Genomic DNA, 21,410 nt, shown 5'->3' with positions numbered 1-21,410 from the left:
CCCTTTCGATTATATTCAACCTAGAATATAATTGAACGCTATGAAATTCATCTCTACACTAGTCTTAGTCCTAACCTGTTTCACGGTTATTTCTCAGCAAGCAAATGACTGTATTGATGCTATTGTTGTTTGTGGCAACAGCGATATTTCCAGTAATGCTTCAGGCTTTGGTACACAAGAGTTAGACCCCACCACAAACCAATGTGTAAACCAAGAAGTCAATAGCTTGTGGGTAAGTGTTAGTATAGCGGTTGGAGGCTCACTTGCTTTCACAATTCAACCTAAGGTTGATGATTTAGAAGTAGATTACGACTTCTTTATTTTTGGTCCTAATAGCAATTGTCAGAATTTAGGAAGTCCTATACGATGTTCAACAACAAACCCTCTTCAAGCCTCTTTAGATTATAACATTACAGGGTTAAACGAAACCGAACTAGATCAAAATGAAGGTCCATGGACCGGATGGGAACAGCTTTGTTTCCCCTATTCCCGTTACTGCAGGAGAACAATATTACATTCTCATTGACAGACCCAATGGTGATGGTGGTTTTAATTTAGAATGGACAGGTACCGCCGGTTTTCTCCCCTCTCCAGATGTTACACAACCAAATGATATTAAAGTGTGTTCATCGGATTCAAATACGGCAATTGATTTAACAGAAAATGAAGACTCAATCACCACTAGCACTACCGCTAACATTCTATATTTCAACACATATAGAAATGCTTTTGATGGTATAAACTCTATTGCGGACCCAACTCAATTTACATATAATGGTACTGAGAACGCTATTTTCGTTCGGGTAACAAATCCCAATGGGTGCTTTGAAATTGTTGATTTTGAAATACAATCTACATCATTTGATAACCCTCCAGATTTGAGCTACGCCATTTGTGATACCGATCGTGACGGAAAAGTAGATTTTTCGGTAAATGATATTATTTTAGACGCTGAAAATGCAATAGGCAATAGTTCAGCATATGAGCTGACTTTACATCCTAATGAAAATGCAGCAATCGCAAACTCAGGTCAGATTATTAATCCTATTTTTTCTTCGGCCAGTACAACAATTTATGCACGCGTTACCTCTAATTTATCTAGCGATTGCTATATAACATACCCTATTTCCCTAAACCTTAATTCTTCTGAATTTCCAGCAACCGTTAATCTAGTTCAATGCGATGTAGATCAGGACAATTCAACAGATGGTATTACTAAAATGGATTTAAACCAATCCTTTCCAAATGCAGATACAACATCTATCTCGTATTATGAAACGGAAGCTGACCGAACAGCAGACAATTCCATTGTAAATCCAAACATCTACACCAATACCACTCCCTTTAACGCAACTATTTTTTATAAAATTGATGATAATGATTGTGATAGTTTAGGTAAAATAGCAATTGAAGTGAACCCAACAACCGTAAGCCTAAATAAAATTAGCCCAGTAGTAGCATGCGCAGAAAATCCTGCAGATGAGTTTCCTGAAAGCACCTTTGATTTAGAAACTATCCGCCTGAATACCTATTCCGGAATGGATGTAGCTTTCTATGAAAGTTTAGAAGATGCTTCTTTAGAACAAAATCCGCTTGACGGAAATTACAGAACAACCTCAACATTTTTATACACGCGTCTAGAGACTAATAACCAATGTAATACTGTGGAAGAAATAGAACTCATTGTAAATACACCACCCGAACTAACTTTAGAAGAAAGTTATATGGTATGTACGGACGGAGAGCCTTTGGTAATTGATGCTCCGGAAGGTTTTGATGGATATAGTTGGCTTAAGGTTGATGGAGGATTATCCCAAGAAGTTAGCAATGAGCAGCAAGTACGTATTAACGAACCCGGAAATTATAGATTAGAAGTTGAAATTCAATACAAAAACAGCAATCAAGTCTCTAGCTGTTTTACCTATACAGATTTTCTAGTAACCCCTTCAGTTCCCGTTATTATTGACGATGTCATCATTCAAGAATCTTTCAGCAACAATATTGTGGACATAAAAGTAAGCGGAGACGGAGATTACGAGTACTCCCTTGACGGCGAAAATTACCAAGAAAAATTCAGGTTTGACAATGTAGAAGCTGGCTTTTATACAGTTTTTGTACGTGACACAAACGGTTGTGGTGTTACAGAAAAAGAAATTTCAGTCATTGGATTCCCAAAATTCTTTACCCCTAACGGAGATGGCGCGAACGATATGTGGCAGGTAATAGGGATAAATACCAATTTTGGAGACCAAGTAATTAACATCTATAATCGCTACGGAAAACTTGTAAAACAACTTTACTCTAACTCTATTGGCTGGGATGGATTAATGAACGGACAGCCACTCCCTTCATCTGACTATTGGTTTAGAATCAACTTAGAGAATGGCAAAGAGTTTAAAGGCCATTTTACATTGAAGCGATAGTTACCCAGATTATTTCCCTTTTAAAGGATAAAATCGGCCTTTCAAAGAAATTATACAATAACCAATATATAGCCTACTATATTAGCTCTCAAACGTTAGAGCTATATGAAACTCCCTCGCTATCATCTATTTATTATAGGTGTCCTTCTCGTATTTTTTAGAGGAAATGCAATAGATAATTACCCCAATCCCTTAGTTGGCAACGAACCATTTATTACCACATGGACTACAGATAACCCTGGGACATCAGATGATAATCAGATTACCATTCCTACATTTTCTAGTGAAATTTATAATTATACAGTTGACTGGGGTGATGGTAATACTGATGCTAATGTTACTGGCGACATAACACATACTTATTCCACGGCAGGAACATATGAGGTCTCTATCTCTGGAGAATTTCCACAGATAAATTTTCGCGATTTGGGGGACAAAGAAAAAATTATATCGGTCGTACAATGGGGAGATATTGAATGGAAATCAATGCGTAGCGCATTTAGCGGTTGTACAAATTTAGATGTAAGAGCTACAGATTCTCCAAATTTATCGGAGGTTACCATAGTAAATGGTATGTTTTCCGGTTGTTCTTCGCTCATAGGAAATGAGTCTTTCAATAATTGGGATATGGGCATGATTATAGAAATGGAAGGTATGTTTGCTGCCGCATCACAATTCAACCAACCAATAGGAAAATGGGATGTAAGCAATGTTAAAGATATGACCGGTACATTTAGCCAAGCTACCTCATTTAACCAAACTATCGGGAATTGGAATGTTGGGAAAGTGGAAGAAATGTGGGATATGTTCGGCGGAGCAACTAGTTTTAATCAAGACATAGGAGACTGGGATGTGAGCAATGTCTTGGACATGTGTGGTATGTTCCTTCTCGCTGAATCATTTGATCAAAACCTAAGTAAATGGAAACCCACTAGCTTACGTTCTGCCTGTTATATGTTTAACTATTCATCACTATCCACCGCCAATTACGACGCCCTTTTAATAGGTTGGAGTGAACACAATCTTAAAACCAATGTAGATTTTGAGGCAGATAATAGTACGTACTGCGCCGGAGAGAAAGCCAGAAACAAGTTGATTAATACCTTTGGGTGGAAAATTAATGACAAAGGATTTTTAGGCATTACAATAACTGAATTACCTAACCAAGAACATACAGACAGCTATACTCTTCCGACGATTACAGGGACAAACTTAACCGGAAACGAAATGTATTATACAGGCCCTACCGGCACCGGTCAATCTTTTTCTTCTGGTACAACGCTTTACGCAAGTGATTTTCCAGACTATCCCATAACACTATACATTTATGATTTTAGTGCCGCTAGTACATCAGGCTGTAATGATGAGAAAAGCTTTGAGCTTACATTAAACACTATTTGTAAAAATCCAATTGCCGATAATTTAGAGTCTGCATTGAGCTGTACTAATTATACATTACCAGAACTAAGTAAAAACAATTTCTACTATACGGAAGCCAATGCTAATGGTGAAAAACTTGAAGGAGGTAATATTATCTACAATAGTAAAACGCTGTATATCCATACGGGCTCAGGCGACTGTTATGACGAGAATACTTTTAAAATTACAATAAACAGAAGTTTATGCGATATTGAGATTAAACCAGTTGATCCCTGCTTGGTTGAATTTCCACAATTTATAACACCTAATGGTGATGGCCGATTTGATGTATTCAAACCCAGAAAAAATCCTTGCGGGCAATCCGGTAAATTGCATATTCTTGACAGATACGGTAGACTTGTTTATGCAACTGACGATTTATCATTGGGCTGGGACGGCACTGACAACTCACGAAAACTACCTGAAATGGATTATTGGTACCTATTCCAAAACTCTGATTCCGGTAAAACATTTACAGGTCATTTTTCAATACTCCGATAGCTTCACCAAAAATTTCAATCCAGTCACTTTAAATCACTCATCTTTCGTAATTTTAAAGGATGAAATTTAAAGTAGTCTCAGAGTTCAAACCAACGGGCGATCAGCCACAAGCCATAAAGCAACTTGTAGAGGGAATGGAGGCCGGCGAAAAGTACCAAACCCTATTGGGCGTTACCGGTTCCGGTAAAACCTTCACCGTAGCCAATGTCATTGAAGAAGTACAACGCCCTACCCTAGTCCTTGCCCATAATAAAACACTGGCTGCACAGCTGTACTCTGAATTCAAGCAGTTTTTTCCAGAAAATGCGGTTGAGTATTTTGTCTCTTACTATGATTATTACCAACCGGAAGCTTTTATACCCTCATCCGGAATTTACATAGAGAAAGATCTTTCTATAAATGAAGATATTGAAAAGTTACGTTTGAGTGCTACTTCATCTTTGCTTTCCGGGCGTCGTGATGTTCTAGTGGTGGCTTCCGTTTCGTGTTTGTACGGTATTGGAAATCCTGTGGAATTTCAAAAGAACGTCATCACAATTAAAAAAGACCAAGTAATTGCGCGTACCAAATTTTTACATCAGCTTGTACAGAGTCTATACTCCAGAACTACGGCAGATTTTAGAAATGGTAATTTTAGGGTAAAAGGAGACGTTGTTGATGTTTTTCCTAGTTATGCCGACCATGCCTTCCGTATTCACTTTTTTGGTGATGAAGTTGAAGAAATAGAAGCTTTTGACCCTTTTAACAACAACGTAATTGAGGTTTATGAGACTTTGAACATTTACCCTGCCAACATGTTCGTTACTTCTCCTGATATCCTCCAAGGTGCTATTCATCAAATTCAGGAAGATATGGTAAAGCAGGTAGACTATTTTAAGGAAATAGGGAAACCACTTGAAGCAAAACGCCTTGAAGAGCGTACAAGTTTTGATTTAGAAATGATTCGTGAATTGGGCTATTGCTCTGGTATTGAGAACTATTCGCGTTATTTGGATGGTCGTCAATAAAGGTACTAGACCTTTCTGTCTTTTAGATTATTTTCCAGATGATTATTTAATGGTTATTGATGAAAGTCACGTAACCATACCCCAAGTACATGCCATGTATGGTGGTGACCGTTCTAGAAAAGTGAATTTAGTAGATTACGGATTCCGACTTCCTGCGGCTATGGACAACCGCCCTTTAAAATTCGAAGAATTTGAAGCCCTTCAAAACCAAGGCAATCTATGTGAGTGCTACTCCTGCAGATTATGAGTTAGAACTAAGTCAAGGGGTGTTTGTAGAACAGGTAATTAGGCCAACAGGGTTATTAGACCCTATTATTGAGGTAAGACCAAGCCAAAACCAAATTGATGACCTTGTAGAAGAAATACAATTACGGGTAGAGAAAGATGAACGAACCTTGGTTACCACTTTGACTAAAAGAATGGCCGAAGAACTTGCAAAGTACTTAACACGAATAAATGTTCGTTGCCGTTATATTCATAGTGATGTAGATACGCTGGAAAGAGTAGAAATCATGCAAGACCTTAGAAAAGGTATTTTTGATGTGTTGATCGGAGTGAACCTACTTCGTGAAGGATTGGATTTACCAGAAGTTTCTTTGGTGGCAATTTTAGATGCGGACAAAGAAGGCTTTCTACGAAGCAATAGATCGCTAACACAAACCGTTGGTAGAGCAGCAAGAAATTTAAACGGAAGAGCTATAATGTATGCCGATAAAATTACTGCTAGTATGCAGATGACTATTGATCAAACCAACTACCGCCGTGAAAAGCAAATTGCCTATAATACAAAACATGGTCTAGTACCAAAAGCATTGAACAAAAGTTTAGATAGTGTGCTCTCAAAAAATTCGGTTTCCACATATCATTTCGAAAAAGAGGAGATGAGAGCTGCCGAACCGGACCTGGATTATTTGACGAAAGATCAAGTTGAAAAGTTGGTTCGTGAAAAAAGAAAAGCAATGGAAAAAGCCGCTAAAGAACTTGATTTTATGCAAGCCGCAAAATTGAGAGATGAGATAAAATTGCTTCAGGAAAAAGCTTAATTTTGGTCTTTTTTATTGAAAATGATAAATTTCTCACCATGCTAAATATTAAGTTCACTTACAATAGCTTTAAAACCTGATTAACAATCATATAAAACCTATTTTTAGACAAGACTAAAATCAGTTTTATAGCAATATTTCATACTCAAAACCACGTTACAACACCACCTTATCTTTCTTTCATAATATAGCTGAAAAACACATATTATTCACATATTAGCTTAGTGAATTTGATTTGAAATGACTACCTACAAAAAGTAAACATTTAGATTTTTATACGCAATCCCTCCGTTATAACATTCTTCCTTTAACAAAAAAAAGAAGCCCCTTGAAAATGAATCCAAGGAGCTTCTCCAACTAACCAACCAAACTTAAATCCCCGATTAAAATCGGGATTATGAACCGTTTTATCTTAACGATAAAACAACCAATCTAACAATTACTTTAACTCAATAAGACGCTTTGGTTTTGGCAGAGCTTCCTCTTTTTTCGGTAACTCAACCTTTAAAATACCATCAACATAATCAGCTTTTATAGCATCTACATTAATTGATTCCGGAAGTGTAAAAGCTCTTTTAAAAGATGAAAACCTAAACTCGCGACGCGTATAATTTTCTTCTTTTACTTCTTCTTCATTCTTAAATTCAGACGAAATAGTTAAAAGTTCATTATCCACTTCAATATTAAAATCTTCTTTTTTTCTACCCGGCACAATCAACTCAAGGTCAAAACTCTTTTCATTATCCTTAATGTTTACAGCAGGAGAATTTCCGCTTGTATTCTCCATACCACCAAACCAATCAGGCTTGAAAATTTCGTTCATTAATGATGGGAACGCTAAATTATTTCTCTTTACTACACTCATGATATTTATATTTTGAATTAAACTTCAATTTCAATGGTTAAAGTCAAAATACATACCATTCACAAAAACATGTCTTTTTGACATGTTTAACGTTTATTTATATGACTAAATGTCATTTACAATAGTTTTTGTATGACATTTTAAGTTTTGCACATCATTTTGTGTTCAGCTATCCCTTAACTAGTTATGATTCTTTTGCAAGGGTATGGTTCTAAGTGTTATTTGTAATACCTTGCTAAAAAATTCAAGGCCATGACCAACAATGATGTACTCAAGAAGCTTAGAGTAGCCCTAATGTTCAGGGATGATGATATAATTGATGTTTTGAAACTTGTAGATTTCAAAATCAGTAAAAGCGAATTAGGAGCCTTTTTTAGAAAAGATGACCACCCTAATTATATGGAATGTGGGGACCAAGTATTACGTAATTTCTTAAACGGTCTGGTCATTTATTTAAGAGGAACCAAAGAGAATCCAAAAACCCTAGGAGAAGTTCTTTCCAAAAAAGTAATCAAACCTGCTGCTAAGGTTAATCATACAAAAAGACCTGATTTCAAGACACAACAAGAGAGAAGGGTCAATAAAGATATTACGAACGTAAAATATAAGAACAAAAAAAAATCCTGAGTTCGATGATGAGTCGTACTCAGGATTTAAGTTCTTGCAACAGGGCTTAGCCCGCTATGCGCACAGGCATAGTATAGGTTCTGCCCACTTTGTAATCCTGCACATTTACTTTCTGGTAATTAAGCTTCTCTTTAACAAAGATTTCCATAACCTCATTACCTGCGTTAACGGTAAGAATTACAATCTCACGCTCTTCATTCAGCGTGAACCGCACAAAAGCGGTCATGTCTACATGGGTTGACGTTAAAGAATTATCACTTAACAGCTCTGAAATTTGCACCGCTAAGCTTTTTGAAGGATTTTCATTTTCTCCGTCGTTAGCAAAAGTGTTGCCAATTGAAAGTAGCATTGCAGCTACAAAGACTAAACTAATTTTTCTCATGATGTATCGTTTTAAATGATTTGATGAATTACCTTAAAGACGACAGGGTCATGAGATTGTTACGAAATGTATTTATTTTAACATATCCTTGTGATTTGAACTATGCACTTCATAAGAATACCGGGCCTAAGCTACATCAACTCTCAAAATTGATATGCCTACTCATATTTTCTTCTACGGATATAAAAGATTCTATACCTCTAATACCCTCTATAGTTAGTATTGCTTCTTGATACAGATTCCTATAGTGCAAACTGTCCTTTGCATGTACTTTAATGAATATATCATACTTACCGGTGCTATGATGGATTTTAACCACTTCTTGAATTTTTGTCAATTCTTCGATCACCACCTTATACAAAAAGCTTTCTCTTAGATAGATTCCCAAGAAGACAGTCATCTTATAACCCATCTTGCTATAGTCCAAGCTTAATGTTGAACCTTTTATCACCCCCATGTTCTTCATCTTTCGGGTACGCATATGTACTGTTCCTATGATATACCTGCATTCTTGGCTACTTCCGTATATGGCATCTGCGCATCGCCGGATAGCAGTGTCAATATCTTATGGTCTACTGAATCAAGTTTATCTCTCATATGTAGTCTTTTTCTTGGTTATTTAGAGTTCTATTTAAATCCTCATCCATCAACAGCCAACCTTACTCAACTGATAATTACTTAATAAATTTCATTGTTTAGATGATTTTAGTAAAAATAGTTTAATGATTTCGAAAAAACAGATATAATTCATTAATTAAATTCGTTTTTTTATGAATATAATTAAATTTAGAGCACTTGTAATTTACGATGTCATAAAAATGCTTTTTTAGGCGTAATTCTCCAGATTGACAGGTTTTAGAATCGCAAAAAAGATAAATTTACCATATTGATCATATAATTAAATAAACCTACCTATTCGTTAGATAAAACTACTGTAACTACTTAAAACACAGTGTTTACAAGGGTTTCCTAATTTTTTTTAATCAAAAAGACGCACTAATATTGTGGTGTCGCTAAGTCATAAATAAATGACTATCGGCACAGTAAAGTATCCGGAACTTTTCTTTAGAACTGCATTTGACCACCGTCCCCCCACGAAATGGAGAAGGTGTGGTTGGACAAATGAACAATGTTTAGTATCAACCAAAACCTTGTACTTATGAAGAACGCTCTAATACTATCACTCTTATTTTTAAACTGTATCTATGTATCGTACGGTCAAGAGACAACTATTACCGGATCGGTAATAGATGAAGTCGGTGTCGTGTTGCCTTAAGACAGATATTATAATTAAAGGCACAACCAAAGGAACACTAACAGATTTTGATGGTAATTACACTATAGATGCCCCAGCGGATGCTATTCTTGTAGTATCATCATTAGGCTATGCCACCAAAGAGGTTCCTGTAAACGGTCAGACTTCAATTAAAATAACATTGGTCATGGCCGCGGAACAACTACTTGAAACTATTGTAGTGGGCTCAAGGAGACAAGGGAGGACAAAATTAGACACTCCTGTTCCTGTTGATGTAATCAATATTGCTGAAGCAGCTATTAACATGCCACAACAAGACATATCTCAAATGCTAACCGCGGCAGCCCCTTCATTTACTGCATTTACCAGTGGTGGGGGTGATTTATCCTCTTTTGTTAGTCAACCAAGTCTTAGAGGGCTTGCATCAAGTCAAATGCTTGTTCTTGTAAATGGTAAGCGAAGACACTCTTCAGCTATTTTAGCTGGTAATCAAACGGGAACTCCTGGTCCCGGTGTAGATATGAGATTTATTCCTTCTGTAGGAGTAGACCGAATTGAAATTCTTAGAGATGGTGCTTCTGCCCAATATGGCTCTGATGCTATAGCAGGGGTGATTAATATGGTTATGAAAAAAGGAACAGGCGAATTTAAAGGTAGTTTAACTGCCGGCGCATATACCAACAAGCCTTATTACGAAGATTCAGAATTAACAGCAGATGAAAGATCTCTAAACAGATCTTTTGATGGCTGGGATGGTCAAAACTTTCAATTTGATGGGAATTACGGTATTGCGTTCGAGAATGATGGCTACTTTAATGCATCCGTTATGCTAGCTCAAGCGGAACGTACAGTGAGACCGAGTGTATTGTCTCTGGAGCGTGCTCCTTTATATGATGAATCTTATTTAACAAACAACAGAACGGAAACAAATGGGACACCAATTATTACAAACCCTGAACTTATAGCTGCACAAGCTAGCGGAGATGCTGGCCTTATTAGTTCCCTACAAACGGTACAAGGGCTTATGTCTGCAAGAGATATTGAACAAATTGATGTGGCTTCATATTCTGGTTTACCAGCTAAAACGAACATGAGTTTAGCTTTCAATATGGAAACTCCCTTAACAGAAACATCGGATTTTTATGCTTTTGGAGATATTGGCTATCAATATTCTGATGCATACAGCTGTTTTTATAGAAGATCCGCACAAGCGGACAGATCTAGTTATGATCTATACCCTAACGGTTTTAGACCTCAAATCTATAATGATCAATATAACATCTCCCTTGCTACTGGAATTACAGGAATGATTGGGGACTATGATTTTGATTTAAGTAACACATTTGGTACTAACTGGGCCAAATACGGAATGTTCAATACATGGAATGCAAGTATTGGCTCTGGATCTCCTACAGATATGAATCTTGGTACGCATAGTTTTTTACAAAACACTATAAACTTAGATGCTTCTCATTTTTATGAAGATATCCTATCTGGATTAAACGTTGCGTTTGGTGGAGAATTGAGATTTGAAAATTATATTATTCGAGCGGGTCAAGAAGAAAGTTATACAGCTGGCGATGCCGGTGTAATTACCGCTACAGAAGATAACCAAGCACTTGTTGGTCCAGATGGTTTTCCTTTGGAAGATCTTTTCGGAAGCCCTTACGTTGACGAATTCGGAAATCCATTATCTCTTGAGTATGCTGGTGTAAGTCAAGAATTGGTAAAGAATTACGCATTAAACTGTCAATGTTTTAGAGGTTATGCCCCAGAAAACGAAGGCAATAACTGGAGATCAGTTATGGCTGCTTACGTAGATATGGAACTAGACCTTACTAGTAATTTTTTAGTATCAGGTGCACTTAGAGTAGAAAATTATTCTGATTTCGGTAACGTATTAACTGGAAAATTCGCCGGACGTTATAAAATAGGTGAAAACTTTTCTTTTAGAGGTTCGTTCAGTAGTGGCTTTAGAGCTCCTTCTTTACAAGAACTGAACTACTCGCATAGCTATACGTTCTTCGTTGACCTTGTTCCTTTTGATGGCACCCTTTATCCTAATAACAGTTCTGCCTCTCGCGCTTTGGGCGTTAGCGCTTTAACCGAAGAAAGATCTAGAAACTACAGTTTAGGTTTCACGACCAAAATTGGAAAAGTTGACATAACAGTTGACGCCTATAAAATTGACATATTTGATAGGATTTTTGAAACAGGAGAATTTGATGCTTCCTCTTCACCTGCACTCGAACCTGTGATCGGTAGTGGTTTAGCAACGTTCAGAATCAATGGCGGTGATATAAGTACCCAAGGTATTGAAGCCGTTGTTAACTATAACACCAACTTAGGAGCTGGAAAGCTTGGATTGGTATTGGCCGGTACTTTTAGAGAAAACAAATTTGAAGGTGTAAACTTACCTGATTTAAATACCAACTTAACAGATGCTCAACTAGAAGAAAACTACGTAAGCCGTTCGCTTATCGGTCAATTTGAAACGGGTACGCCAAGTTCCAAAATCATAGGAACACTTAACTATTCTGTGGGTAAATTCTCTGCTATGCTTAGAGGTACGCGTTTTGGGTCGGTTCAAACTAGAGATAACAACTTACGAACATTAGTTCCTGAAGGAACCCTAGGTTATGCTGATCAGTTTTTTACACCTGAATTCACTACAGACATAGGTCTTACCTATAAATTTAACGACACCTTAAGCCTTACTGTTGGAGGAAATAACGTTTTCAATGAATATCCAGAAATCTTAAGATATGAACTACGTAGCTTCAACCTTTACTCACAATATCAGCAAGGATCTGCAGGGGCTTATTACTTTGGAAGATTAACTATTACCCTGTAATGATTTCAACTAACAATTAAGAAGAAGAAGATTATGAAAACATATAAAACTATTATCTTAATTTTTACCGTAGCTCTGGGGCTTTTATCCTGTGAGCAAGAGAGACTAGAACCCGTACTTACTACAGCAGAAGGTGGCGGTACTTTAAGCACCTATCTAGCATACACGATTGAATCTACTGACCCAACGGGCTCAAATGTAAGTGGAAGAATCGTTTTTTATAAAACTACTCTAGACCAGACATTGGTTCAAGTTTCTTTAGACAGCCCTGAGTTCAGTGCACTCTATGACTCAACCGATCCTTTTGAAATTTTTTATCCTTCGGCAATTATGGGGGGAGCTGTTGGCACAGAAATTACAACAATGATGACCATGTATGACGTCAAGGTTTTTGCAAAACAATTTGACGAAGATGCTACACAGCTGGATATAGATGACTATGATCGCGATGGGAATACCGAAGAGAAACTTCCTTTCCTTAATTTTTATGCCGAATTTGGAGAAAACAAGTTTTATGTCGTTAACGAAGCTGGTTTTTATGAAAGTATTTCTGAAATGGATTCTCATATCAACATATACGCTGATGATGGGACAACGATTATTGCATCAGGTGACTTAGGCTTAAACGCAGAACCTGTGGAATCAAATTAAACTTAAACTTTTTAACTTAAAACACACATTATTATGAAAACATTAGACAGAAGAGCTTGGTTGAAACGAGGAGCACTTACAGCTGCTGGGGCAATAGCTGCACCGTATTTGAGTTATGGGGCATTTGGTAACGAGCCAGTGACCATAGATGCTCAAGGCAATCTTCCATATACTCCCTTTTTTAAAGAGTATTTGCCTTATGAAGTAGACAAACCTGTAGAACTTCTTGCAAAATTAAATGCCAATGAGAACCCTTACGGACCATCTCCTATGGCAGTTGATGCTATGCAAAAATATGCACCAAAAGGTAACAGATATGCTCAAAGGAGTTATATACACTAATAGATAAAATTGCAGTATTAGAAGGAGTTGAAGCCGAAACTATTATGATGGGGCCTTATTCTTCTGACCTTTTAGAAAAAACTGCGATGGTGTTTTTCCAAAATGGAGGAAATATTGTTTCTGCGGATCCTGCATACATGTCATTGATAAAAGTAGCTGAAGCTACCGGAGCAACATGGAAGCCCATCAAACTAAAAGATGATTGGTCTCATGATTTACCAGCTATGGAAGCTGCAATAGACGCTGACACAAAATTGGTATACATCTGTAACCCGAACAACCCTACGGGAAGTATGACAGACCACGAAGAACTTGTTGATTTTTGCTCTAGGGTTTCTGAAAAAGTTCCAATTTTTGTAGATGAAGCCTATTTAGGATTTTTAGATGATGCTGCCAAAAAAAGTATGGTATCTCTAATAAACGAAGGTAAAAATGTAATGATTGCACGTACTTTCTCTAAAATTCAAGGTATGGCCGGCTTACGTGTAGGTTATATGGTTGCTCAACCAGAAACATTGGCTATCATTCAAAAGATAACAAGAGGTGGTATGGGTATTTCATTACCATCAGTTTATGCTGCAATGGCAAGTATGGATGATATTGAATTTTCAAATAAAACAAGAAAATTGAATTCTGAATGTAGAGAGTATGTTTATTCTGTATTAGACGGAATGGGCTATAGCTATGTACCATCATCTACAAGCTTTATAATCTTTCCTATTGAAATGGAAGGAAAAGCATTCTTAGAAAAAATGACCGCAGAAGGTGTTGGTGTTCGTGCTTTCAATATTATGGACAAAAACTGGTGTCGTGTTAGTATGGGTACTATGGAAGAAATGAAACTTTTTGGTGCTGCCTTACAAAAAGTACTGGCTTAAAATTATGCAATGCCCCCAGAGAGTCGGTTTTTATAGTCAATTGCCTTGATATTTTAGACGCTGGCTCTCAACGGGTTATTCAACCCTTTTTACCTACTCATATCAATAACTCTTAAACTAATCTCCCTATGAATTTCGCCCTTCAAAATACGCTAGAACTATTACTCATTATTGGTCTAGGGTTACTATTACAGAAAAAAGTAGCGAAGCAAGACCTTAAAGGTGTAAAAGTTATTATTCTAAGTGTTGCCTTACCAGCCGTAATTTTTGTTGCGCTTTTAAAAATAAAATTAGATAGTTCTCTATTGATATTCCCCTTGCTTGCTCTAGCATTCAACCTAGTTATGCTACTAGCATCAAAATATCTTCTGAACACAACCTTATCTAAAGAAGAAAACTCAAAAAAACGAACTATAATGATGCTGATGCCTTCTTTGGCACCATAAGGTCTATCATGCTTCCCTTTCATTGCCATTTATTTAGGCGATGATTCTGTAGCACTAGCTGCTCTTGCTGATGTTGGAAATAAAATTTTTGTTCTTATACTGCTTTATATGGTTGCCATGCATTGGTATCAAAAAAGAGCTATAAAAGATTTACAAACCTCAACCTCTAACAAACTAAAGGGATTAGGTTTAGCGCTCATAAAAGAACCTATTAATTTGGTTATAATTGTTGGTCTCTTACTTCTATCCTTTGGGTTCAATTTAGAATCTTTACCATCGTTCGTACAAAATACTGCATTACATATTAAAGTAATCATGACCCCTCTTATCCTATTGTTCATAGGCATGGCGGTACGTATAAAATCTGGAGAATTTGGATTGATTCTCTCTCTTTTAACAAGAAGAGCAGGAATTACATTCTGTCTATCCGCTGTTTTCATTTTATTATTTCCGGCCCTATCGGCACCATTGGTACTTTTACTAATAGTATTCCCACAAAGCTCATGTAGTTTTTGGCCATTTGCACATATGAGTGCCATTAGCTCTATGGAAGAAAATGACAAGCAGGACAAACCAACCTTTGACATCAACTTTGCTGTAAATGTTTTAGCATTGTCTTTACCGTTTTCAACTATGTTAGCTATTGGTATATTCTCTTTTAGTGATTTCTTTATCAATCCTACAATTTTACTCTTAATAGGCTTTGGTATGGTTACCGTTTCCTTTATCCCATATATAATTGAGAAAGTAAAGAAAAATAAAGAAGCAGAATTGTCCGGTCAGTTCAACACTTACGTAGGAATTGATTCACAAACTTCAGAGGAAAGCTAGTTTAAAAAAATAACTTCCTTAAATTTATCAAAAAAAATAAAACATGACCATTGGTATCCCCAAAGAAGTTAAGAACAACGAAAATCGTGTAGGTATGACTCCTGCCGGTGTATTTGAACTAACCAAAAACAACCATATCGTTTATGTGCAATCCGGTGCAGGAGATGGCAGCGGATTTTTTGATAATGACTACAAAAAAGCGGGTGCGCTTATTTTAGACACCATTGGCCAAGTTTATGGTATTAGTGAAATGATTGTAAAGGTCAAGGAACCTATGGCCGAAGAGTATAATCTGGTGCAGCCCGATCAAATCATTTTCACGTACTTTCATTTTGCATCTAGCGAACCATTAACCAAGGCAATGATAGAAAGTAAGTCTATTTGTATTGCTTACGAAACCGTGGAAGATGAAGATGGCACCTTACCTCTTTTAACGCCAATGTCCGAAGTTGCAGGAAGAATGGCAATTCAGCAAGGTGCTAAATATCTAGAGAAACCTGCAAAAGGCAGAGGTGTTCTATTAGGCGGTGTACCTTATGTTGCTCATATGCAAAGTTCTTATTTTAGGTGCTGGAGTAGTTGGTGTACAAGCAGCAAAAATGGCTGCTGGCCTTGGTGCTCAAGTAACTGTTTTAGATATTAATATGAAACGTCTGAGGTATATAAATGATGTTATGCCTCCTCATGTAATAACCGAGTTTTCTAACGAATTCAATATCCGAAAGTACATAAAAACACATGACCTTATTATTGGTGGTGTTCTTTTAAAAGGAGCAAAAGCACCTAATCTTATTACTAGAGATATGCTAAAAGAAATGAGACCATAACCGTTATTGTAGATGTTGCAGTAGACCAAGGTGGCTGCGTAGAAACTACGAGACCTACAACTCATGAAGATCCTATTTATATTATTGATGATGTTGTACATTACTCTGTAGCAAATATGCCCGGAGCCGTACCTTACACATCTACCGTAGCACTTACTAACGTTACATTACCGTACGTATTAAAGTTAGCGAATTTAGGATGGGCAACTGCCACTGATAAAGACCCAGCGCTAAAGAAGGGACTAAATATTATTAATGGAGAAGTAGTTTATGACGGAATAATGGAAGCTTTCTAAAAAAGTTATTTCCTGAATACAACATAATTTAAAAAAAAAAAACGGTCTCCTATAAAGAGACCGTTTTTCAATTATAAAATGAGAAGCTTTTCTTATCGTTTTGCAACTTCAATTGGAATACGATATACAATACCTTTTTGGAAAGTACCTTTTGATAATTTTTCGTAATCAATAGCTCCTTTCAAATAGGTTCTTAGTGCTTCGTTTTCTGTTTCGATAGAAAGAATTTTTAAATAATTCCCTTCATCAACAGCAACTCTAACTTCTGCTTTAGAGCCTCTAATTTCATTTGGAATTACGTTATCACTTAGCATCTCATAAATTTGAGAAGTAAGCAATTGTAAAGCTTTTGGCTGATGTGATTCTGGAGTGCCGGCAAATGCATAGCCTATGTTCAACGCCATCATCACCATAAGTGCATAAACTGATTTTTTCATGATATTTTGTTTTGTTTTGCTAATTCAGATAACTAATTCATATTAAAGATAACACAATGTAAAGCCTTGATATTGTTAATTTAATAAATTTTAACACTACAAAACAGTAATGTCATAAAATAGAGGTAAAAACTAACGAAACCTCAGCTTTTTACCCTAAAGCCTTTCCATGTAAGGCAAGACTGGATAAAAAAACTCTTTATTTAGAACAAAAAAAGAGGGATGAACCGCATGGTTCATCCCTCTTTAAAATTTATAAAAAGTGTAAGAGCCTAGCTCAATACTTCTTTTACGATATCAGCCGCTTCTTGAAACTGAACTGCAGAATGTACTGCTAAACCAGAATTATCAATGATTTCTTTTGCAATTTCTGCGTTAGTACCTTGCAATCTAACAATGATAGGAACTTTAATAGCGTCTCCCATATTCTTGTAAGCCTCTACAATACCATTTGCAACACGGTCACAACGTACGATTCCACCAAAAATATTAACTAAAATTGCTTTAACACCTTCATCCTTTAGAATGATACGGAAAGCTTCTTCTACTCTTTTAGCATCAGCTGTACCACCAACATCTAAAAAGTTAGCTGGCTCACCACCTGCCATTTTGATTAAATCCATTGTGGCCATTGCCAATCCGGCTCCGTTTACCATACAGCCAACATTTCCATCTAAATCAACATAATTTAGACCTAATGCTCCAGCTTCAACTTCAATTGCATTCTCTTCACGTAAATCACGCATTTCTGCATATTGCTTTCTACGGTAAAGTGCGTTGTCATCAATAGATACCTTAGCATCTACAGCCATAATCTTATCATCTGATGTTTTCAACACAGGGTTGATTTCAAACATACTAGAATCGCTCTCTACATACGCTTTATACAAGGCAGTAACAAATTTTGTCATTTCCTTGAATGCCGTACCAGAAAGACCTAAATTAAAGGCTATTTTTCTAGCTTGAAATCCTAAAAGACCTGTAGAAGGGTCTATCTCTTCGGTAAAAATAAGTTCAGGAGTGTTTTCTGCAACCTCCTCAATATCCATTCCACCTTCTGTAGAATACATAATCATGTTTCTACCTGTACCTCTGTTCAATACAACAGACATGTAAAACTCTTTAGTTTCACTATCTCCTGGTAGTATACATCTTCGGCAACTAAAACTTGGTGTACTTTTTTACCAGCAGCAGATGTCTGTGGGGTAATCAAGTTCATTCCTATGATGTTTCCTGCAATTTCTTCTACTTCTTTAAGGTTTTTGGCCAATTTTACGCCTCCACCTTTACCTCGACCACCTGCATGCACCTTATGGGCCTTTATAACGTGCCAACCGGTTCCGGTCTCTGCCGTTAACTGTTTTGCAGCCTCAACCGCTTCCTTTGGATTATGGGCCACGATACCGCGCTGAATGCGCACACCGAAACTGGCTAAAATCTCTTTTCCTTGGTACTCGTGAAGATTCATATATTAAGGTATATTTAGATTCAGAAGCAAAAATAGCAAACGCAAAGGATTTAGACTAATGAAATATGGAGTTAGTTGCAAGCAAAGAAAATCTTAGTTGAGAAAAATTAGCCTATAACCAATGTAAAATAATTAAAAACGCCATTATTATTAACCTAACACATAGGCCTCTAACCCATAAGATAGAGCTTTAAAGATTGAAGTCTTCAAAATCTAATGGGTCAAAATTCTTGAAATTCCCGTTCATTTCTATCGTCTTTTTGGTGCGATTTACTTCGCTTAACATAGAAATGGTTGAAATTAAATGAGATTTCATAAATAATAATCGGTCTCGTTCACTAGGCATTTGCAGTAATTGGTATTCTTGATTGAACGAAAGCCCCATCTTATGAACCAATACATAACTATTGAACTTCTCTAATGGCAACGGGGTATAAGGCACTCCCATTAGCTCATATAATTCATGTATTTTATCTAATACTTCTTGCTTTATCTCTTTTTCAGCATCATTTACACTGTCTAGAAACTGAATGGTACCGCCGGCATAGAGTTTCCCTTTCATTTGTTTTTCAAAACTAAGAATACGGAAAACTTGGCGTGCTACACAGGTTACATCCATCTCACCATTATCATATGTGTTCACTATCTCTACCAATTGCACCTCTGTACCATAGATCATATTATCATTAATATAAACTGGAATACCAAAGGTAACCGCCTCTTTTCTACAGTCCACTATTAACTGCTTATAGCGATCTTCAAAAATATGCAGGGGTACTGTCTCTCCTAAAAAAAAAATAGATTGTAAGGGTAATAATGCCAGCTTCATAATGTGAAATTTGGTCTAAAAATACAACTGAATTGACTAACCACAAACTTATTTCAAAACCATGTTTGTTTTAAAAATAACAATTTGTTGTATTTTTTATATTTGTGGTTGATTTTTTGCCCATATGGGATTAACGGATTAAATTTGTATCAAATACCGAAGGATATGAATAATGCCGATTTGCTAAATATAGCAAAAACCTATGGAGATCCCGTTTACGTTTACGATTCGGAAAAAATAATTTCTCAGTTTCAGAGACTTACAAGCGCTTTTAGTAGCGTAAAGAAATTGAAACTTAACTATGCTGCAAAGGCATTATCCAATATTGCCATACTTAAGCTAATGAATAGTTTAGGCAGTGGTTTGGATACTGTTTCTATACAAGAAGTTCAATTAGGATTACTTGCTGGTTTTAAGCCAGAATCAATAATCTTCACCCCTAACGGTGTTTCTCTAGAGGAGATAGAAGAAGCTTCTAAATTGGGCGTTCGCATTAATATAGATAACCTTTCTATTCTAGAACAATTTGGCAGCAAGCATCCAGATGTACCTGTATGTATTCGTATCAACCCGCATGTTATGGCAGGTGGAAACGCTAATATTTCTGTAGGTCATATTGACTCTAAGTTTGGTATTAGTATACACCAGATTCCGCATTTGTTACGCATTGTTAATGTTACCAACATGAACATAAACGGTATACACATGCATACCGGAAGTGATATTTTAGATATTGACGTTTTTCTATATGCTTCTGAAATACTTTTTGATACCGCTAAAAACTTCAAAAACCTAGATTTTATTGATTTTGGAAGCGGATTTAAAGTTCCTTATAAAGAAGGTGATATTGAAACCAATGTTGAGGAATTGGGCAAAAAATTAGGTACTCGTTTTAACGAGTTCTGTAAAGAGTATGGCAAACAACTTACTTTGGCTTTTGAACCAGGAAAGTTTTTGGTTAGTGAAGCAGGTAACTTTCTTGCAAAAGTAAATGTGGTTAAACAAACTACTTCTACTGTTTTTGCCAGTATAGATTCAGGTTTTAACCACTTGATCAGACCTATGCTTTATGGCGCTACTCATAGAATTTTAAACATTTCCAACCCTAGTGGCAGAGAGCGTTATTATTCTGTTGTAGGTTATATATGCGAGACCGATACTTTTGCCAGCAACAAGAGAATTAACGAAATAAGTGAAGGAGATATTCTTTGTTTTAAAAATGCAGGTGCTTATTGCTTTACTATGGCCAGTAATTACAACTCAAGATTTAGACCTGCAGAGGTTCTATGGCATGAGGGTAAAGCCATATTAATTAGGGAACGAGAGACTTTTGAGGATCTTACTAAACATCAAATAGATGTTAAAAATCTCTTTTCTCAGAAGAAGGAAAAAGCTTTAGCAAAATAAACTTGTTAGATTTTCGTTAGTTTTGGTACATTAGTTGGACTAATACCGCAAAAATCAAGATGAAAATACCCGCCACATACGCTTTAAAATTTGTTCTATTTCTATTTATAGGACTTACAGCTACAAACATTAGTGCCCAAGAGGTTAAATGGTTGAGTTGGGATGAAGCAGCTGAATTGGTAGCTACCGAAAAGAATCCGAAGAAGATTTTTATAGATGTCTATACAGATTGGTGTGGATGGTGTAAAAAAATGGACAAGGATACTTTTCAGGATTCTCAAGTAGCCGCTTACATGGCCGAAAATTTTTACATGGTTAAGCTAGATGGCGAAGGCAAAGATCCGATTGATTTTAAAGGAAAAACCTATAAATTTATTCCATCAGGAAAAAAAGGGTATCATGAATTTGCTGCTGCACTTATGCAAGGCAGAATGAGTTATCCAACCACTATTTTTTTAGATGAAGAAATGAATATGCTTTCTCCAGTACCTGGCTACCAGAAACCAGAGCCTTTCTTAAATATCGCTAAATACTTTGGCGACAATATTTATAAAGATCAAGACTGGAAAACCTATACCGGCGAAGGAAAATAAGGAACTATAATAAGACATTACGAAGCCCG

At 36.4% G+C, this 21,410-nt stretch carries 18 protein-coding genes and 3 pseudogenes; 14 read left to right on the top strand and 7 right to left on the bottom strand.

The annotated features are described in order from the left end of the window. The first annotated feature begins 40 nt into the window (after positions 1-40). The 4 genes and pseudogenes from Q5W13_RS14400 (at position 41) to uvrB (ending at position 6,393) form a co-directional block, all read left to right on the top strand. Complete coding sequence (locus Q5W13_RS14400) at positions 41-526, top strand: hypothetical protein (protein ID WP_304443464.1); 486 nt, start codon at positions 41-43, stop codon at positions 524-526. Continuing rightward, entirely contained in the window at positions 444-2,423 is a 1,980-nt protein-coding gene (locus tag Q5W13_RS14395; protein WP_304443463.1) for a T9SS type B sorting domain-containing protein, read from the top strand. The genes Q5W13_RS14400 and Q5W13_RS14395 overlap by 83 nt, the downstream gene beginning before the upstream one ends. Before the next feature lie 105 nt (positions 2,424-2,528). Beyond that, a complete protein-coding gene (locus tag Q5W13_RS14390; RefSeq protein ID WP_304443462.1) occupies positions 2,529-4,343 on the top strand; it encodes a BspA family leucine-rich repeat surface protein in 1,815 nt (604 codons plus the stop codon). 59 nt (positions 4,344-4,402) lie between these two features. Next, positions 4,403-6,393 (top strand): annotated as a pseudogene (gene uvrB, locus Q5W13_RS14385) (excinuclease ABC subunit UvrB). A gap of 439 nt (positions 6,394-6,832) precedes the next feature. Here uvrB and Q5W13_RS14380 read toward each other — a convergent pair. After that, positions 6,833-7,258 carry an Hsp20/alpha crystallin family protein gene (locus Q5W13_RS14380; protein ID WP_304443461.1) on the bottom strand — a complete coding sequence of 142 codons (426 nt, stop codon included), beginning with the start codon at positions 7,256-7,258 and terminating at the stop codon, positions 6,833-6,835. Between the two features lie 252 nt (positions 7,259-7,510). On the opposite strand from Q5W13_RS14380, the gene Q5W13_RS14375 reads away from it, so the two are divergent. Further along, positions 7,511-7,885 carry a DUF1456 family protein gene (locus tag Q5W13_RS14375; RefSeq protein ID WP_304443460.1) on the top strand — a complete coding sequence of 125 codons (375 nt, stop codon included), beginning with the start codon at positions 7,511-7,513 and terminating at the stop codon, positions 7,883-7,885. Between the two features lie 46 nt (positions 7,886-7,931). Here the strand turns inward: Q5W13_RS14375 and Q5W13_RS14370 are convergent, their stop codons facing one another. The 3 genes from Q5W13_RS14370 to Q5W13_RS14360 form a co-directional block, all read right to left on the bottom strand. Next, positions 7,932-8,267: a hypothetical protein gene (locus tag Q5W13_RS14370; protein WP_304443459.1), complete on the bottom strand. Its 336-nt coding sequence runs from the start codon at positions 8,265-8,267 to the stop codon at positions 7,932-7,934. A gap of 136 nt (positions 8,268-8,403) precedes the next feature. Then, positions 8,404-8,748 carry an Lrp/AsnC family transcriptional regulator gene (locus Q5W13_RS14365; RefSeq protein ID WP_304443458.1) on the bottom strand — a complete coding sequence of 115 codons (345 nt, stop codon included), beginning with the start codon at positions 8,746-8,748 and terminating at the stop codon, positions 8,404-8,406. A gap of 11 nt (positions 8,749-8,759) precedes the next feature. After that, entirely contained in the window at positions 8,760-8,864 is a 105-nt protein-coding gene (locus Q5W13_RS14360) for an AsnC family transcriptional regulator (RefSeq protein WP_304443457.1), read from the bottom strand. A 653-nt stretch (positions 8,865-9,517) separates the two neighbouring features. On the opposite strand from Q5W13_RS14360, the gene Q5W13_RS14355 reads away from it, so the two are divergent. The 7 genes and pseudogenes from Q5W13_RS14355 to ald all read left to right on the top strand — a co-directional run bounded on the left by Q5W13_RS14355 (position 9,518) and on the right by ald (position 16,647). Beyond that, on the top strand, positions 9,518-12,376 hold the full coding sequence (locus Q5W13_RS14355) for a TonB-dependent receptor (RefSeq protein WP_304443456.1): 2,859 nt from the start codon (positions 9,518-9,520) through the stop codon (positions 12,374-12,376). A 33-nt stretch (positions 12,377-12,409) separates the two neighbouring features. After that, complete coding sequence (locus Q5W13_RS14350) at positions 12,410-13,027, top strand: hypothetical protein (protein ID WP_304443455.1); 618 nt, start codon at positions 12,410-12,412, stop codon at positions 13,025-13,027. Between the two features lie 33 nt (positions 13,028-13,060). Continuing rightward, the gene (locus Q5W13_RS14345; RefSeq protein WP_304443454.1) at positions 13,061-13,369 is read left to right on the top strand and encodes a hypothetical protein; all 309 of its coding nucleotides are present in this window, start codon (positions 13,061-13,063) and stop codon (positions 13,367-13,369) included. 44 nt (positions 13,370-13,413) lie between these two features. Then, a complete protein-coding gene (locus Q5W13_RS14340) occupies positions 13,414-14,247 on the top strand; it encodes a pyridoxal phosphate-dependent aminotransferase (RefSeq protein ID WP_368662259.1) in 834 nt (277 codons plus the stop codon). A 128-nt stretch (positions 14,248-14,375) separates the two neighbouring features. After that, the gene (locus Q5W13_RS14335) at positions 14,376-14,693 is read left to right on the top strand and encodes a hypothetical protein (RefSeq protein WP_304443453.1); all 318 of its coding nucleotides are present in this window, start codon (positions 14,376-14,378) and stop codon (positions 14,691-14,693) included. Between the two features lie 117 nt (positions 14,694-14,810). After that, positions 14,811-15,524, top strand: coding sequence for a hypothetical protein (locus Q5W13_RS14330; RefSeq protein WP_304443452.1), 714 nt, complete (start codon positions 14,811-14,813; stop codon positions 15,522-15,524). A 43-nt stretch (positions 15,525-15,567) separates the two neighbouring features. Further along, positions 15,568-16,647 (top strand): annotated as a pseudogene (gene ald, locus Q5W13_RS25125) (alanine dehydrogenase). 92 nt (positions 16,648-16,739) lie between these two features. Here ald and Q5W13_RS14310 read toward each other — a convergent pair. The 3 genes and pseudogenes from Q5W13_RS14310 to Q5W13_RS14300 form a co-directional block, all read right to left on the bottom strand. Then, positions 16,740-17,084, bottom strand: coding sequence for a hypothetical protein (locus Q5W13_RS14310; RefSeq protein WP_155594401.1), 345 nt, complete (start codon positions 17,082-17,084; stop codon positions 16,740-16,742). A 272-nt stretch (positions 17,085-17,356) separates the two neighbouring features. Further along, positions 17,357-18,552 (bottom strand): annotated as a pseudogene (gene sucC / locus Q5W13_RS14305) (ADP-forming succinate--CoA ligase subunit beta). A 190-nt stretch (positions 18,553-18,742) separates the two neighbouring features. Beyond that, the gene (locus Q5W13_RS14300) at positions 18,743-19,381 is read right to left on the bottom strand and encodes an LON peptidase substrate-binding domain-containing protein (RefSeq protein WP_304443449.1); all 639 of its coding nucleotides are present in this window, start codon (positions 19,379-19,381) and stop codon (positions 18,743-18,745) included. 165 nt (positions 19,382-19,546) lie between these two features. Between Q5W13_RS14300 and lysA the strand changes: the two genes are divergently transcribed. Continuing rightward, positions 19,547-20,788, top strand: a complete 1,242-nt coding sequence (gene lysA, locus Q5W13_RS14295) for a diaminopimelate decarboxylase (protein WP_155594404.1) — start codon at positions 19,547-19,549, stop codon at positions 20,786-20,788. Between the two features lie 59 nt (positions 20,789-20,847). Further along, entirely contained in the window at positions 20,848-21,381 is a 534-nt protein-coding gene (locus Q5W13_RS14290) for a thioredoxin family protein (RefSeq protein WP_304443448.1), read from the top strand. Positions 21,382-21,410: the final 29 nt, after the last annotated feature.

The sequence above is a fragment of the Zobellia laminariae genome, from assembly GCF_030553095.1.
Classification (GTDB): Bacteria; Bacteroidota; Bacteroidia; order Flavobacteriales; family Flavobacteriaceae; genus Zobellia; species Zobellia laminariae.
Note: the sequence above shows the minus strand (reverse complement) of the source record. Positions and strands in the feature narration are given on the sequence as shown.